Source organism: Salinicoccus hispanicus (genome assembly GCF_009831115.1).
GTDB lineage: Bacteria > Bacillota > Bacilli > Staphylococcales > Salinicoccaceae > Salinicoccus > Salinicoccus hispanicus.
In genome coordinates this window covers 466,003-480,327 of record NZ_WUUK01000003.1, presented here as the reverse complement: position 1 = coordinate 480,327, position 14,325 = coordinate 466,003, and the positions used below count along the sequence as shown (strand labels likewise).

The window sequence follows — 14,325 nt, the reverse complement described above, 5'->3', positions numbered from 1 at the left end:
TCAATATTGTCCGGTGGCGATGGCGGAGAGGCCCCACCTGTTCCCATGCCGAACACAGCAGTTAAGCTCTCCAGCGCCGATGGTAGTTGGACTGACGTCCCGTGAGAGTAGGACGCCGCCGGGCAATTACATACAAAGGATTCCTTTTATAAGGAATCCTTTTTTGTACTCTAATATATAAGGTTTTGGTTTATCATCTTTCTTTCATTATAATAGGAAGAAATAAGGTCTAGGATGATGGTGGTGAAATGATGGAACTATACCGTAAAGTAACCGGAATGATTGATGAAGGCAGTATATCGATGCATGTACCTGGTCATAAGAATAATACAATCGGCTCTTTATCGTCTATCGACTGGCGGTATGACATGACAGAGATTGAAGGGCTTGATGATCTTCATGAGCCGAGTGGTGTACTGCAACGTTTGAATGACCAGATTGGTATGAAATATAAGGGCTATACAGCGCAGATGATGGTCAATGGGACAACGAACGGTATATTGGCAACCATATATGCACTAGCGAAAAGCCACAGGCGATTCATCGTTGTCGAGGGCGCTCATAAGTCTATCTACCATGCACTCGAACTTGCCGACACTGTTCATGAAACGATAGCGCTGGCAGAATGCACTTCTTTCTCTTTCCAGGTAGATGATGTTATGGTGATTACATATCCGACGTATACGGGCGGGTGCTTTGATATTGGGAGTATCATCGAGCATGTACACTCCAGAGGTGGTCTTGTTGTCACAGATGAGGCGCACGGCGCGCATTGTGATATCGCTGAGGGTTTTCCCCCTTCATCAATGAACTACCAATCGGATGTGACCATCCAGTCCTATCATAAGATGCTGCCGGCTTTGACTATGGCTTCAGTCATTTTCTTGAGGGATGAGATCCTTCATAAAAAGATCATGAAATATATCGACTACTTCGAAACATCCAGCCCATCCTATCTGATCATGATGTCCATTGAGCAGGCACATGCATTTTATAATGATTATCAGTCGGAAGTGTTCTTTGAAAAAAGAAAAATGCTGATCGAAGCATTGAATGAAAGGGGTATCGAGGCTGGAGCACAGGATGACCCTGCCAAACTTATGCTGGTGCATCCGGACATCACTTCCCTGTCACTGGCTGAAAGTTTTATTGCACAGAATATTTATCCTGAAATGTGGTCGGATGAAGGTGTCCTCTTCTGTCTACCGCTTTTCCACGAGGGGGACAGATATCCATTCCAGTCGTTATTGAGCCGTATTAATGTAATGGACTTCAATGAAAGTACTTCGTCAATCAATGAAAGTTCAGTGGATTTTTTGGAAAATCGCATCTGTATCCAGAGTATTGTACCCTATCCTCCTGGTGTGCCACTTGTACATGAAGGGGAGAAAATCACCTCGGAGCATATTAAATCGATTACGCACTATCTGCACAATCGTGTTAGAATAGAAGGTATAAAATCAAATATACAACATTACAAGAATGAGGATGACCAATGAGCTATTTCATAACATTTGAAGGTCCGGAGGGCTCGGGGAAGACAACGCTAATCTCCAAAGTCCACACGCAGCTTTCAAAGTCACATGAAGTGATCATGACGCGCGAACCTGGTGGCATAGGGATCAGCGAAATGATCAGGGAGATACTTCTGGCTGAGGGCAACGACATGGATGAACGGACTGAAGCATTGCTGTTTGCAGCATCCAGACGCCAGCACCTTGTAGAGAAGGTCATACCTTCACTTCAAGCCGGAAAGATTGTCCTGTGCGACCGTTTCATAGACAGCTCCATTGCCTATCAGGGATATGCCCGTGGCATAGGAACTGAAGCAGTGATGGAAATCAATCGTTTTGCGATAGAGGACCATATGCCTGACCTGACAATCTATCTCAAGCTGGACCCGGAAATCGGTCTTGATAGGATTTCCAGCAACCAAAGAGGCCATAATAGGCTTGATGCTGAGAGAATAGACTTTCATAAAGCAGTTGTTTCAGGTTATAATGAATTATCAGAAAATTATCCGAATCGAATCAGAACTATAGATGCAAGCCAGTCACCGGAAAGGGTGCTGGAAGACACAATGGAAATAATCAACCAATACTTGAATCAAGAGGTGAATCAGTCATGAAAATGGTAATCGCAATTGTACAGGACCATGACAGTCAGAGATTGTCTGATCGGTTGACTAAAAACAACTTCAGGAGTACGAAACTTGCTTCGACAGGTGGTTTTCTGAGGGCGGGAAATACGACGTTCCTATGTGGTCTGGAAGATGACCGTGTCGATGAACTGCTCAAAGTAATTGATGACACATGTGGCAATAGAGAACAGACAGTAGCCCCCGTAACACCAATGGGCGGGAATGCGGATTCCTATATTCCCTACCCTGTAGAAGTTGAAGTGGGTGGGGCAACAGTATTTGTTCTGCCTATTGAACAATTTGAAAGATTTTAAGTGTAATTGGCTATGAAAGCTGAAAATAGCGTCGTAGAAAACCAATTGAATAGAATTATAGAAAATGGCCGCTTGAGTCATACTTATATGTTTGAAGGAGACGCAATAGAAACCCTAAAACGCTATAGCAGATACTTCGCACTGAACATTCTTGGCAATACCGAAAGAAATGGAATGCTGATTTCAGATGGCAACCATCCCGACTTCTTCTATCTTGAAACGCAGGAAGCAAGCATCAAGAAGGAAGCTGTTGAAGATCTCGTCAGAAGGATGAACCGCAAGCCGACAGAATCGGAATACAAGGTCTATGTGATTGAAGCTTTTGAAAAGTTGACACCGCAAGCCGAGAACAGTATTCTCAAGTTTCTTGAAGATCCACCAGAGAAGACAATCGCCATTCTGCTTACAATTGATAAAAGCAGCATTCTGCCTACCATCCATTCAAGAGCGCAGCATATCCACATCAGAGGCGAACGAGATGATCGTATCAAAACGCTGGATGGCCTGAGTGAAGCTGAGCTGAATACCGTGGATGTATTGGCACTGAATGCTCAGCACGTCAGGGAACTTGGATCTTCATTTTCCGACCTGAGACAGGCAGCAATGGGGTTTTCAGCGAAGTGGCTTGGTGATCATCCGCTTGTTTTGATAGAAATCAAGCCGATGCTCGATCTTGGCCAGAATAGAAAGGATCATGGACTGCTATTGCAGATGATCGACGGCTATGTCAGACAGTGCATGCACGAATTGCTGGAACTCGAGGATTTCAGGCCGTTTGGTGGCGAAGTGAATAAAACAACAGCAGGACAGCGTCTTGAACGACTGTCGCGCATGCTGGAAGAGGTTCAGACAGCAAACCGTCTGCTTCAGTCCAATGTGCATCCCATGCTCGTTTTTGAAAGCATGGTCATCTGCTCGAAAGGTTGAATGATATGATAGAACTCATCACTGCGACCCAACTCGACTATTTTGATAACTTATATATAGAAATGAAAGGAGATGCGGTGGAGCGCGATGATTATATTGTCGCGGAGACAAAGCGCGGATTTGAAATGTTGCGTGTTGTAAAGTCGAATTACCGTGTCCCTAAAGATAATATTGTAGAACCGGACGGCAGATTTGTCCGTCTGGCGACAGACGAAGATGTGAAGGCATTCGACAAGAACGACGGTATGGCAAGAGAGTCCTTGAGTTTCTGCAAGGAAGCTGTAGTCGAGGAAAAACTCGATATGCAGCTCGTCAATGCCAAGTACACATTGGATCGCAAGAAACTCATTTTCAATTTCACTGCGGATGAACGTGTGGATTTCCGTAATCTTGTCCGTATTCTGGCAAATCGTTTTAAAACACGTATCGAACTGCGCCAGATCGGCGTAAGGGATGAGGCAAAGTATCTGGGGGGAATTGGTCCGTGTGGACGCGCACATTGCTGTTCTACATTCCTTGGTGACTTTGTGCCTGTCAGCATTCAGATGGCCAAGAACCAGGATCTTTCTCTCAGTCCGACCAAGATTTCAGGTGCATGCGGCCGTCTGATGTGCTGTCTGAACTATGAAGACGAGTACTACGAGGACGCGCGTGAACAGATGCCTGATGTTGGACAGACAATCGATACACCGGATGGCCGTGCTGTGGTCATCGGTATGAATATACTGGATCTCGTCGTCAAGGTGAAGTACAAGGATGACTACATCCGCGAATATCACTGTGATGAACTGAATGCAGTGGGCGAGGTGTAATAATGGATCGTGAAAGACTGTTCACACACATCAGCAAGCTCGAAGCGGACATGAACCATATGTATGACGAGCTTCAGACCTTGAAGGAGCTGTCCGTCCGTCTGGTGGAGGAGAATGTCAGCCTGCAGATGGAAAAGGAGAATTATGAGCAGCTTCTGGCGAAAGAAGAGTCGGAGAAAGCAAAATCGTTCAAACAGAATACATTGAACAATCTATATGATGAAGGATTCCATGTATGCAGTATCCATTTTGGAACGCATAGGCATGGTGAGGACTGCCTGTTCTGCCAAGGATTTCTTCAGCATAGAAACAAATAGACGGCCTCGGCCGTCTTATTTATTGAGGGTGAAATTTATGTTAAGAGAAGGAGAGCGTGTGGATGAACTGTTCCGGGAATCGATGCAGATCATCCAGAGCAGTGAAGTCTTTTCATTTTCAGTCGATGCACTGCTGCTTGCAAACTTCACGCGTTTCTTAAAAAAGGACAGTAGTATCATCGATCTGTGCTCAGGCAACGGTATCATCCCACTGCTGCTGTCCCATCGAACCGGCCTCCCTATCAGAGGACTTGAGCTGCAGCCGGAAATTGTCGATATGGCAGAGCGCAGCATCCGGATGAACCATAAGGAGATGCAGATTACAATGGAGCAGGGTGATATCAGGAATATAAGGAAGATTCATGCCCATTCCACTTTTGATGTCATCACGGTGAACCCACCCTATTTCACGAATGACCAGCCCATCAAAAATAAAGGACCGCACAGCATCGCCCGTCATGAAATACATATTGATCTGAAAGGCGTAGTCGAAGCGGCGCGTTTCCTCATTAAAAATAAGGGGCGTCTGTACATGGTGCATCGTGCAGAGCGCAGCATGGAAGTGGCCAGTGAAATGTTCAACGCCGGATTCCGCATCAGAAGGTTGCAGTATGTCTATAATGACCAGTCATCAGAAACGGCATTATTCGTGCTGGTGGAGGCGATATTCAACAGCCAGGCCTATGCAGATGTCCTGCCGCCACTCTATATATACGATGCTGCAGGCAACTACACAAAAGAAATGCTGGCGGTCTATTATGGATGAGCACTATGTCTATATAGTGGAATGTGCAGATGGTACACTCTATACGGGCTACGCAAAAGATGTCAAAGCGCGGATTGCCAAGCATAACACCGGTAACGGTGCAAAGTATACAAGGAATCGCAGACCGGTTCGTCTCATGCATTCGGAAGTTTATAAGACAAAAAGCGAAGCATTGAAACGCGAGCATGAAATCAAAAGATTGACCAGACATCAGAAACTGGCACTGATCAGGAGGGATGCAAGTGAAACTATATATCACAGGCACGCCACTCGGTAACCTTGAAGATATGACTTACCGAGCGGTTGAAACATTGAAGAATGTGGATGTCATATTATGTGAAGATACACGTACGACGCGCAAGCTGACAACACATTTTGATATCGATACGCCTCTCAGATCCTATCACGACTTCAATAAAGGGGAAGTGGAGGACAGAATCATAGAAGAGATGCATGAAGGGCGGACATTCGCACTCGTGACGGACGCTGGAATGCCGGTCATTTCGGATCCTGGTTTTGAGCTGGTTTCGAAAATGCAGGAAGCAGGCCTGGCATATTCCATCATCCCTTCAGGCTCTGCTTTTACATTGGCACTTGTCGCAAGTGGCATCCCCTCATATGAGTTCACCTATTTCGGATTCTTACCGAAAGCGAATGCAAAGCGCCAAAAGAAGATCCAGGAGATCATGAATCATGAGCTGACATCAGTCCTTTATGAATCTCCTCATAAGATAAAGGATACATTGACTGTAATTGCAGATATTGATGGAAGCAGAACGGTCAGCATATCGAGGGAAATTACCAAGAAGTTCGAGCAGCACGTCAGCCGACGAGCCGACGAGATGGTTCAGCTGCTGGGTTCGGAGATCCCTTTAAAAGGAGAGTTTGTCCTCGTCATCGAAGGAGCGGAAGAAGAAGCGGTCGAATTCGACATACCGGTCATGGAACATGTTGAAGCTCTGATAAGGGAAGGCATGACACCAAAGCAGGCAATCAAAAAAGTGGCGGATGTACGGGGATTGAAGAAACAGGATGTATATGATGAATTTCATGAAACAAAAAAATAAGCGGTAAGGACCGCTTATTTTTATTTTTCCATTTTCGATTGGATTTCCTCGATGAGTTTTTCTGCGCCTTCCTGGCTCAGAATAATGCGGCCATCAGCAAGGCGCATATTCTGTTCGGAGACATCTCCTGTAACGGCACAAGTCATCTGCGGTTTATATTTCTTCAGTATGATTGTATCGTCATCAGTATATATTTCAAGCGCATCCTTGACTTCGATATCAAGTACACGTCTGAGTTCTATTGGTATTACTACCCGTCCAAGTTCATCCACTTTTCGTACAATTCCAGTTGATTTCATAAAGAATCCCTCCAAATTTTCATTCATCCACATGACCTATTCCATCTCCCTATCTATGTCTCCAGAAGATATCATGAAGAAGGGAAGATCGGTATTTAGATTGGTTACCCAAAATAAATTAGTTGAAACATGACCTAACATACCAGCATCTCAATGTCAATGAACATATGCTTGCCTTCTGTTGAGTTCTTGCTGATTATAGCATACCGCTTCCTCGTGCGCCAATATAAACAACCGATATTATTGAAAATTTGCCTTAAATTCGTTATATTTAATAAATGAACAAATAGGAGGAAGAGCATGGAAAAACCAACTTACTATATCACCACACCGATATATTATCCAAGTGGAAAGTTGCATATCGGCAACGCCTATACAACCATCGCATGTGATGTCATGGCAAGGTATAAACGCATGCGGGGCTTTGATGTCTACTATCTGACAGGTGCTGATGAACATGGTCAGAAAATAGAACAGAAAGCAGAGAAAATGGGTATTTCACCTCAGGATTATGTGGATGAAATGGCTGCATATATGCAGAACCTATGGTCACTCCTTGAAATTACAAATGATCAGTTCATCCGTACGACAAGTCCGGATCATAAGGCGGCAATCCAAAAGATTTTCAGCCAGCTCTATGCGCAGGGCGATATATATCTTGGTGAGTACGAAGGCTGGTATTCCGTCGAAGACGAGGAATTCTTTACAGAAACCCAGCTCGATGAAGTGTACCGCGATGAAGCAGGTAAAATGATTGGTGGCATGGCGCCGAGTGGGCATGAAGTGGAGCTCGTCAAAGAAAAAAGTTATTTCTTTAAAATGAGTAAATATGCAGATCGTCTTGAAAAATTCTACGAGGAGAATCCTGGCTTTATCCAGCCGGAATCCCGCAAGAATGAAATGCTCAATAACTTCATCCGTCCAGGCCTCGAGGATCTTGCAGTCTCCCGGACAACATTCGATTGGGGCATATCTGTCGAATCCGATCCTGAGCATGTTGTCTATGTATGGATAGATGCGCTTTGCAACTATATCACTGCCTTGGGATATGGAACCGATGACGATCAGCTGTTCCAGAAGTACTGGCCGGCGGATACCCACATGATAGGTAAGGAAATTGTCCGTTTCCATGCAATCTATTGGCCGATCATGCTGATGGCGCTCGATCTGCCGCTGCCGAAGAAGATTCTCGGCCATGGCTGGCTCGTCATGAAGGATGGCAAGATGTCGAAGTCGAAAGGCAACGTCATCTATCCTGAAACAGTTGTTGAACGGTATGGTCTTGATGCGCTCCGCTACTATCTGATGCGTGAAGTGCCATTTGGTTCCGACGGCGTATTCACCCCGGAAGCGTTCGTCGACCGGACGAATTTTGATCTTGCCAATGACCTGGGTAACCTGGTCAACCGTACAATTTCCATGATTAACAAGTATTTCGATGGTGAACTGCCGGAGTATACTGGCCATGAAACCGAGTTCGATGAAGATCTGGAGCAGACAGTCTATGAGAATATCAGACTGTATGAAGAGAGCATGGAGGAGACAGAATTCAGCAAGTCGCTCAGAGCGGTATGGACAATCGTCAGCCGGACGAACAAGTATATTGATGAAACAGCACCGTGGGTGCTTGCGAAGGATGCTTCGAAGCAGCAGACACTCGGCAATGTCATGGTGCACCTGGCTGAGAACATCCGCATCGTTGCTGTCCTCCTTAAGCCTTATCTGACGCATGGTCCGAAGGAAATCTTCAGACAGATGAATGTTACGGATCCAGAGCTTCAGACATTCGACTCCATCATGACATATGGCAGTATCAGAACAGCCGGAACGATGATTGCGAAACCTGAACCGATCTATCCACGTCTTGATGTGGAAGCGGAAGTTGCGCATCTGAAAGATCTGATGACGCCGGACGCACCGGCAGAGGAAGCAGAAGAGGAAGATGCATCCGGCAAGATAACAATTGACGATTTCAATAAGGTCGAAATCAAAGTTGCCACAGTCACTCATGCAGAAGGTATCAAAAAAGCGGACAAACTGCTCAAAATCCAGGTGGATCTCGGAGAAGAAAAACGCCAGATCGTCTCCGGCATCCGCGAAGCATATGAACCCGAAGACATCGTCGGCAAGAAAGTGCTTGTCGTAACGAATCTTGAGCCTGTCAAACTCAGGGGAGAGATGTCGGAAGGAATGATTCTGACTGCAGAGATGGGCAATCAACTCACACTGATCTCAGTGCCGAGCGGCATTGAAAACGGCAGTACAGTCAAGTAGAGGAGGATTTTCATGCTGATAGACACTCACGTACATCTGAATGCCGACCAGTACGATGAAGATCTCGAAGCGGTCCTTGATCGTGCAGAGGAGGCTGGCATCGAGAAAATGGTCGTTGTCGGTTTCGACAGGAAGACGATTGAACGTACTATGGATCTGATCGATAGATATGACAATATCTATGGTGTCATCGGCTGGCATCCGGTGGATGCGATAGACTGTACGGATGAAGATCTCAAGTGGATAGAAGGATTGTCCAGTCATGAAAAGATTGTGGGTATTGGTGAAACAGGCCTCGATTACCATTGGGACAAATCACCAAAAGACATTCAGAAAGAGGTCTTCAGGAAACAGATTGCTCTGGCGAAGCGGGTGAATCTGCCAATCATCATCCATAACCGTGAAGCAACACGGGACTGTGTGGATATACTGAAAGAAGAGGGTGCCGAGGAAATCGGCGGCATCATGCACGCTTTCAGTGGCACACCGGATGTTGCAGACGAAGTCATCGATATGAACTTCCATGTATCTCTCGGGGGGCCTGTAACATTTAAAAATGCACAAGATCCGAAGGACATTGCCAAGCATGTGCCAATCGACAGGCTGCTTGTTGAAACGGATGCGCCATTCCTGACACCCCACCCCTACCGCGGGAAAAGGAATGAACCTGCCCTTGTGAAGCTGGTGGCAGAGAAAATAGCAGAGCTCCGAGAGATGTCCTATGAGGATCTGGCGAAGCAGACGACAGAAAACGCCGAAGCTCTCTTCAAGATCTAGAGATGAAATCACCGTCATTACGGTGATTTTATTTTTTATAAGAAAAATATGATATGATAAAAATGAGGTGCACGAATGGAGAAACCGATAATAAAGGAAGTTATTGTTGTCGAAGGCAGGGATGATACACGGCGTCTGAACGAAGCTGTTTCCTGTGAAACAATAGAGACGAATGGATCGGCCATCGATGAGACCGTGATGCGTGAAATCGAAGTGGCACTGTCGACGAGAGGTGCCATCATATTTACGGATCCGGACTACCCGGGGCAGAAGATAAGGAATACAATACTTGAGCGCTTCCCGGATATCAAAGAGGCATTCATGCCACGTGCAAAGGCGAAAGGCAGAAATGGCGGCATCGGAATCGAGCATGCATCCATTGAAGATATCATCGACAGCCTGTCAAAAGTATATACGAGCGTTTCAGGTTATGAAGAAAATATCACCATACAGGATATGGTGAGGTGGCGGCTGTCCGGAAACAGGGAAGCTGCCAGTCGCCGGACATACTTGTGCAACCAGTTGAACATCGGGTATGCCAATGCAGGCCAGCTACGGAAGAAGCTGAACCGCTACAGTATTTCACACGAGCAGGTTGAACGGACATTAAATGAATTAAAAGGTGAATAGAATGAAGGATATTGCAACGGTAGGCAGAACAAAACAAATATTGAAAGATCATGGTTTTACCTTCAAGAAGAGTCTCGGGCAGAACTTCCTGATCGATCTGAATGTGATCAGGGAAGTGCTCGATAAAGCGAACATCACGGACCGGACCGGTATCATCGAAGTGGGGCCGGGAATCGGTTCTCTCACGGAACAGCTGGCAAAACGCGCCAGAAAAGTCGTCGCTTTCGAAATAGATCAGCGTCTGGTTCCTGTGCTCCAGGATACATTGTGTCCATATGATAATGTTGAGATAGTGAATGCGGATATATTGAAGGCTGACGTCAGAACCACCATCTTCGAGTCGTTGTCGGAATGTGATGAAGTGATTGTCGTCGCCAATCTGCCGTACTACATTACAACGCCGATACTGATGCATTTCCTTGAGCAGAACCTGCCCATCGAGCGTTACTATGTCATGATGCAGAAGGAAGTCGGGGAACGGATCAGTGCAGAACCGAACAGCAAATCGTACGGTTCGCTCTCCATTGCAATCGACTACTATACGGAAGCGCGTGTCGTTCAGAATGTACCTAAATCCGTCTTCATGCCGCCGCCGAATGTGGACTCGATCATCGTAGAGATGGTACGGCGCAAGACGCCAAAAGTGGATATTGATGACGAGGCACTGTTCTTCAGGCTGACACGCGGTGCGTTCGGTCAGAGAAGAAAGACGATACTCAACAACTATTCGAGCATTTTTGAAGATGGAAAAGAGAAGAAGGAAGCACTCCATCAGATGCTTGAGCAGGCCGGCATCGACCCGAGAAGGCGCGGGGAAAGCCTCTCCATTGATGATTTCGCGAAAATATATCATGAGGTCAAAGCGTCGTCCGATTTGAAAGTAACTGACGGACCATAGAAGTGACAGAATTTACGCGAAATTTTGACAGAATTATGTAAACTTGCTATACTATAAGTAGTGAGGTGGGCCAAATGCCAAAAACTTTAGTCGACATCAAAAAAATTCTTGATTGTCAATTGGGTTGTCCAGTTTTACTCCGTGCAAATGGAGGACGCAAGAAGTTGATTGAACGACGAGGTATTCTGAGAGAGACATATCCTTCTGTCTTCGTCGTAGAACTCGATCAGGAGGAACATAGCTTTGAAAGAGTGTCATATACATATACTGATGTATTGACATCCAACGTTGAAGTGACATTCTATAATGAACAGAGAGAAGCATTTGTAATCCAATAATCGAACGGTGGCTATTATCCTCGGATAGTAGCCTTTTTGTATACAAAAAGAAACAGGCAGTTCTCCGCCTGTTTTATATATTCTATCGTATCGTCTTGAGACCTTTTGACCAGTTCACCGTCGTCGTCACAACATTTTCGATTGTTGCATGATGTATCTCTGCCGGTTTGAATGTCTTCATGTCTTCAAAATCGGTGAAGAGGCTGAGTGCACCAAACGGCGTTACAGTAGCGATATTCAGGTTGCCGAGAATCTGACGGAGTGATAGTGTGGCCGCTACGGCAAGTGTAGAGCCATAGCCGACGATGCCGGCTGCCTTATTCGCCCATTCCGGTCCGATATAGTCAATCGCATTCTTAAGGGAAGCAGTGATACTTTTATTGTATTCAGGTGTGATGAAAATGAAACCGTCCAGTTCGTCTATCTTTCTGGACCACGCATTGACCATATCTGTGGAATACTGCTTATTGGCCATTGCAGGGGGGACATCTTCACTGAACATCGGAAAATCATATTCCATGATATCGACAATTTCAAACTGTGCATCGAGATCCAGTCCTTCTGCAAACGTCTTTACCCATTCTGCGACCTGTAGATTTACACGCGCCGGGCGTGTGCTGCCTGTAATGATTCCTATTCTGACCATATTGTCTGCCTCCCATGTCCACCTTCTCGATTGGACGTTAATAGTAATTAAAAGTAACTTGCTTTATATATATTAAAGGAAATACTATGGATTTCAACTTATTTGACTATTGCTGAAACTTCAGGCAGTTCGGAGCATCATTAGGTGAAGTGTAATATAATAATAGGTGAATATAAACGGATTGTGAGGTGATAGTCATGCATGAAATCAAAGTCTCGGAAGTGATAGATAGAGAGAATGAACAGTACATAGGATTTGAAGAGGAAAGTGTAACTGTCATTCAGATGCCTATCGAGTATATCCAGAAAGTCATAGAGCTGACAAACCATTCCACCTCAGTCTTCCGGCTTGAAAGTTCAGCCCGGTACTACAATCGTCTGACGGTACGCGAGCATCTCAAGTTTTTCAACAAGTGGTATGGAAGTCAGATGGACATTGATAACATTTTAAAACAGTTTGGCCTGGAACCTTTTCAGAAGATGAAACTTGGGAAATGCAGTGATGAAATCACCCAGCGGATGGCCTATATACACGCTATGATGTCCAATCGCAAATGTGTGCTGGCAGTAAATCCGCTATATAATGCAACAGTCGATAATATCCATCTTTTCCATCGGGCGATTGAACAGATGAAGCGGATGGGCAAGGCTGTCATGGTCATCACCCATAGCACCGAGGATGCTTTCGTCATTTCCCAGGATATATTGAAACTCAATAATCAGGGCATCAAAACTGTGAAAACGGAGGAAACACCTGATGAACCACAGAGTGTTCTCAACCGGTTGAAGGCGAGGTCTGAAGATAAGACGATTTTCGTAGATCTGGAAGATATCGAATACATCGAAAGCAGCGAAGGAAAAGTCTATATAAATATTTCCCGGGAAAAGTTTGTAATCGAGAGTAATCTGACGGAAACAGAACAGAAACTGAAAGATTATGACTTCTACAGATGTCACCGTTCGTACATCGTCAACTTGAAAAAGGTGAGGGAGATCATCAACTGGTCGAAAAATACATATTCTATCGTCATAGATAACCCGGATAAGACCAAAATTCCGCTATCCAGAACAAAATATAATGAAATCCAGGAATTGCTTGTGCTTCGCTAGTACACTTTGTATGAAATGGAGTACATTTCATTAGATGATACGGCTGTTTACCCCTGCATTCATACTTTTCAAGGCATTGCAGCAACATCTCATCCAATATATATCGTAGCATTCCCTCGACCGTTCTAGAATGGAAATATCCTAGAAATGGAGGTCGAATTTATGGAGACTGCAATTAGTGTAGAAGCGTTGAAAAAGCATTTTGACAACGAAGAGGCGTTGAAAGGCATTTCCTTCGAAGTAGGTAAAGGAGAAATTTTTGGACTGCTCGGGCCAAGTGGTTCAGGCAAGACAACAACCATCAAAATACTGACGGGAGAACTCGAACCGACAGGAGGACAGGTGGAAGTACTTGGCTATCCATACCAAGCATTCAAAAGATCAGGCTATGTCAAATCTCTCGGCATTCTTTCGGATAACAGCTCACTATATGATCGACTCACTGTAAAGGACAATCTGACACTTTTCAGAAAGCTGTATGGAACAGGACAGGCGAAAGTGGATCAGGTTCTGAAAGATGTAGGCCTCTCGAACCATATCAACAAACGGGTCAAGGATCTGTCCAAAGGTATGAAGCAGCGCATATTGCTGTGCAAGGCGGTGCTGCATGAACCGGAAGTGCTCTTCCTTGATGAACCGACAAGTGCCCTTGACCCTGTCACCACAGACAGCATCCATGAGATGCTGCTTAAGATCAGGTCGCGAGGGACGACGATCATGCTGACAACGCATAACATGGACGAGGCAACAGCTCTATGTGACAACGTGGCATTCCTGAACGATGGCATCATCACCGATAACGGGTCGCCTGATGCTCTGAGGCAGGCATATAAGAGCAATACCATGCATGTCACCTATGATGATGGTACGAAGAAGCAGATACCAGTGAACTTGGAAAATAAAGCACAGCTCGAAGCGGCACTGTTCGATACAAATATCGTCAATATGAAAAGTGACTATCCAACGCTCGGTGAAGTTTTCAAAAAAGTGACCGGAAAGGAGCTTGTCTGA

18 protein-coding genes and 1 rRNA gene are annotated in these 14,325 nt (G+C 45.3%); 17 read left to right on the top strand and 2 right to left on the bottom strand.

Annotated elements, in window-relative coordinates; translation table 11 throughout:
- Positions 1–9: 9 nt before the first annotated feature.
- The 10 genes from rrf to rsmI all read left to right on the top strand — a co-directional run bounded on the left by rrf (position 10) and on the right by rsmI (position 6,343).
- Positions 10–124: ribosomal RNA gene (gene rrf, locus GQ671_RS09830) — 5S ribosomal RNA — on the top strand.
- 127 nt (positions 125–251) lie between these two features.
- Positions 252–1,499 carry an Orn/Lys/Arg family decarboxylase gene (locus tag GQ671_RS09825; RefSeq protein WP_160656304.1) on the top strand — a complete coding sequence of 416 codons (1,248 nt, stop codon included), beginning with the start codon at positions 252–254 and terminating at the stop codon, positions 1,497–1,499.
- Positions 1,496–2,128, top strand: a complete 633-nt coding sequence (gene tmk / locus GQ671_RS09820) for a dTMP kinase (RefSeq protein WP_160656301.1) — start codon at positions 1,496–1,498, stop codon at positions 2,126–2,128. The genes GQ671_RS09825 and tmk overlap by 4 nt, the downstream gene beginning before the upstream one ends.
- The gene (locus GQ671_RS09815) at positions 2,125–2,454 is read left to right on the top strand and encodes a cyclic-di-AMP receptor (RefSeq protein ID WP_160656298.1); all 330 of its coding nucleotides are present in this window, start codon (positions 2,125–2,127) and stop codon (positions 2,452–2,454) included. Before tmk ends, GQ671_RS09815 begins: the two co-directional genes overlap by 4 nt.
- Positions 2,455–2,466: 12 nt before the next feature.
- On the top strand, positions 2,467–3,381 hold the full coding sequence (locus GQ671_RS09810) for a DNA polymerase III subunit (RefSeq protein ID WP_160656295.1): 915 nt from the start codon (positions 2,467–2,469) through the stop codon (positions 3,379–3,381).
- Positions 3,382–3,386: 5 nt separating this feature from the next.
- Positions 3,387–4,193, top strand: a complete 807-nt coding sequence (locus tag GQ671_RS09805) for a PSP1 domain-containing protein (protein WP_160656292.1) — start codon at positions 3,387–3,389, stop codon at positions 4,191–4,193.
- Positions 4,194–4,195: 2 nt separating this feature from the next.
- Positions 4,196–4,510: an initiation-control protein YabA gene (locus tag GQ671_RS09800; protein ID WP_145289712.1), complete on the top strand. Its 315-nt coding sequence runs from the start codon at positions 4,196–4,198 to the stop codon at positions 4,508–4,510.
- 37 nt (positions 4,511–4,547) lie between these two features.
- Complete coding sequence (locus GQ671_RS09795) at positions 4,548–5,276, top strand: tRNA1(Val) (adenine(37)-N6)-methyltransferase (protein ID WP_160656290.1); 729 nt, start codon at positions 4,548–4,550, stop codon at positions 5,274–5,276.
- Entirely contained in the window at positions 5,269–5,553 is a 285-nt protein-coding gene (locus tag GQ671_RS09790) for a GIY-YIG nuclease family protein (RefSeq protein WP_160656287.1), read from the top strand. The genes GQ671_RS09795 and GQ671_RS09790 overlap by 8 nt, the downstream gene beginning before the upstream one ends.
- Positions 5,519–6,343, top strand: coding sequence for a 16S rRNA (cytidine(1402)-2'-O)-methyltransferase (rsmI, locus tag GQ671_RS09785; RefSeq protein WP_322789471.1), 825 nt, complete (start codon positions 5,519–5,521; stop codon positions 6,341–6,343). The genes GQ671_RS09790 and rsmI overlap by 35 nt, the downstream gene beginning before the upstream one ends.
- A 20-nt stretch (positions 6,344–6,363) precedes the next feature.
- Here rsmI and GQ671_RS09780 read toward each other — a convergent pair whose 3' ends face one another.
- Positions 6,364–6,642, bottom strand: a complete 279-nt coding sequence (locus GQ671_RS09780; protein WP_160656281.1) for an AbrB/MazE/SpoVT family DNA-binding domain-containing protein — start codon at positions 6,640–6,642, stop codon at positions 6,364–6,366.
- A 300-nt stretch (positions 6,643–6,942) separates the two neighbouring features.
- Between GQ671_RS09780 and metG the strand changes: the two genes are divergently transcribed.
- The 5 genes from metG to GQ671_RS09755 all read left to right on the top strand — a co-directional run bounded on the left by metG (position 6,943) and on the right by GQ671_RS09755 (position 11,559).
- Entirely contained in the window at positions 6,943–8,916 is a 1,974-nt protein-coding gene (gene metG, locus GQ671_RS09775; protein ID WP_160656278.1) for a methionine--tRNA ligase, read from the top strand.
- Between the two features lie 12 nt (positions 8,917–8,928).
- Entirely contained in the window at positions 8,929–9,693 is a 765-nt protein-coding gene (locus GQ671_RS09770) for a TatD family hydrolase (RefSeq protein ID WP_160656275.1), read from the top strand.
- A gap of 75 nt (positions 9,694–9,768) precedes the next feature.
- Complete coding sequence (rnmV, locus tag GQ671_RS09765) at positions 9,769–10,323, top strand: ribonuclease M5 (protein WP_160656272.1); 555 nt, start codon at positions 9,769–9,771, stop codon at positions 10,321–10,323.
- 1 nt (position 10,324) lies between these two features.
- Positions 10,325–11,221 (top strand): 16S rRNA (adenine(1518)-N(6)/adenine(1519)-N(6))-dimethyltransferase RsmA, encoded by an 897-nt coding sequence (gene rsmA / locus GQ671_RS09760; RefSeq protein WP_160656269.1) that lies wholly within the window; start codon positions 10,325–10,327, stop codon positions 11,219–11,221.
- A 74-nt stretch (positions 11,222–11,295) separates the two neighbouring features.
- Complete coding sequence (locus tag GQ671_RS09755) at positions 11,296–11,559, top strand: Veg family protein (protein WP_145289740.1); 264 nt, start codon at positions 11,296–11,298, stop codon at positions 11,557–11,559.
- 82 nt (positions 11,560–11,641) lie between these two features.
- Here the strand turns inward: GQ671_RS09755 and GQ671_RS09750 are convergent, their stop codons facing one another.
- Positions 11,642–12,205 carry an NADPH-dependent FMN reductase gene (locus tag GQ671_RS09750; protein ID WP_160656267.1) on the bottom strand — a complete coding sequence of 188 codons (564 nt, stop codon included), beginning with the start codon at positions 12,203–12,205 and terminating at the stop codon, positions 11,642–11,644.
- Between the two features lie 197 nt (positions 12,206–12,402).
- Between GQ671_RS09750 and GQ671_RS09745 the strand changes: the two genes are divergently transcribed.
- Both GQ671_RS09745 and GQ671_RS09740 read left to right on the top strand, forming a co-directional pair.
- On the top strand, positions 12,403–13,314 hold the full coding sequence (locus tag GQ671_RS09745) for a LytTR family transcriptional regulator DNA-binding domain-containing protein (protein ID WP_160656264.1): 912 nt from the start codon (positions 12,403–12,405) through the stop codon (positions 13,312–13,314).
- 162 nt (positions 13,315–13,476) lie between these two features.
- Positions 13,477–14,325 carry an ABC transporter ATP-binding protein gene (locus GQ671_RS09740; RefSeq protein ID WP_160656261.1) on the top strand — a complete coding sequence of 283 codons (849 nt, stop codon included), beginning with the start codon at positions 13,477–13,479 and terminating at the stop codon, positions 14,323–14,325.

What these genes read in the sequence shown, in the direction of transcription:
- rnmV (WP_160656272.1), top strand. Translation starts at nt 9,769, where the DNA reads ATGGAGAAACCGATAATAAAGGAAGTTATTGTTGTCGAAGGCAGGGAT.
- GQ671_RS09815 (WP_160656298.1), top strand. Translation starts at nt 2,125, where the DNA reads ATGAAAATGGTAATCGCAATTGTACAGGACCATGACAGTCAGAGATTG.
- GQ671_RS09740 (WP_160656261.1), top strand. Translation starts at nt 13,477, where the DNA reads ATGGAGACTGCAATTAGTGTAGAAGCGTTGAAAAAGCATTTTGACAAC.
- GQ671_RS09790 (WP_160656287.1), top strand. Translation starts at nt 5,269, where the DNA reads ATGGATGAGCACTATGTCTATATAGTGGAATGTGCAGATGGTACACTC.
- GQ671_RS09825 (WP_160656304.1), top strand. Translation starts at nt 252, where the DNA reads ATGGAACTATACCGTAAAGTAACCGGAATGATTGATGAAGGCAGTATA.
- GQ671_RS09805 (WP_160656292.1), top strand. Translation starts at nt 3,387, where the DNA reads ATGATAGAACTCATCACTGCGACCCAACTCGACTATTTTGATAACTTA.
- metG (WP_160656278.1), top strand. Translation starts at nt 6,943, where the DNA reads ATGGAAAAACCAACTTACTATATCACCACACCGATATATTATCCAAGT.
- GQ671_RS09800 (WP_145289712.1), top strand. Translation starts at nt 4,196, where the DNA reads ATGGATCGTGAAAGACTGTTCACACACATCAGCAAGCTCGAAGCGGAC.
- tmk (WP_160656301.1), top strand. Translation starts at nt 1,496, where the DNA reads ATGAGCTATTTCATAACATTTGAAGGTCCGGAGGGCTCGGGGAAGACA.
- GQ671_RS09810 (WP_160656295.1), top strand. Translation starts at nt 2,467, where the DNA reads ATGAAAGCTGAAAATAGCGTCGTAGAAAACCAATTGAATAGAATTATA.
- rsmA (WP_160656269.1), top strand. Translation starts at nt 10,325, where the DNA reads ATGAAGGATATTGCAACGGTAGGCAGAACAAAACAAATATTGAAAGAT.
- GQ671_RS09770 (WP_160656275.1), top strand. Translation starts at nt 8,929, where the DNA reads ATGCTGATAGACACTCACGTACATCTGAATGCCGACCAGTACGATGAA.
- GQ671_RS09795 (WP_160656290.1), top strand. Translation starts at nt 4,548, where the DNA reads ATGTTAAGAGAAGGAGAGCGTGTGGATGAACTGTTCCGGGAATCGATG.
- GQ671_RS09745 (WP_160656264.1), top strand. Translation starts at nt 12,403, where the DNA reads ATGCATGAAATCAAAGTCTCGGAAGTGATAGATAGAGAGAATGAACAG.
- GQ671_RS09755 (WP_145289740.1), top strand. Translation starts at nt 11,296, where the DNA reads ATGCCAAAAACTTTAGTCGACATCAAAAAAATTCTTGATTGTCAATTG.
- GQ671_RS09750 (WP_160656267.1), bottom strand. Translation starts at nt 12,205, where the DNA reads ATGGTCAGAATAGGAATCATTACAGGCAGCACACGCCCGGCGCGTGTA.
- GQ671_RS09780 (WP_160656281.1), bottom strand. Translation starts at nt 6,642, where the DNA reads ATGAAATCAACTGGAATTGTACGAAAAGTGGATGAACTTGGACGGGTA.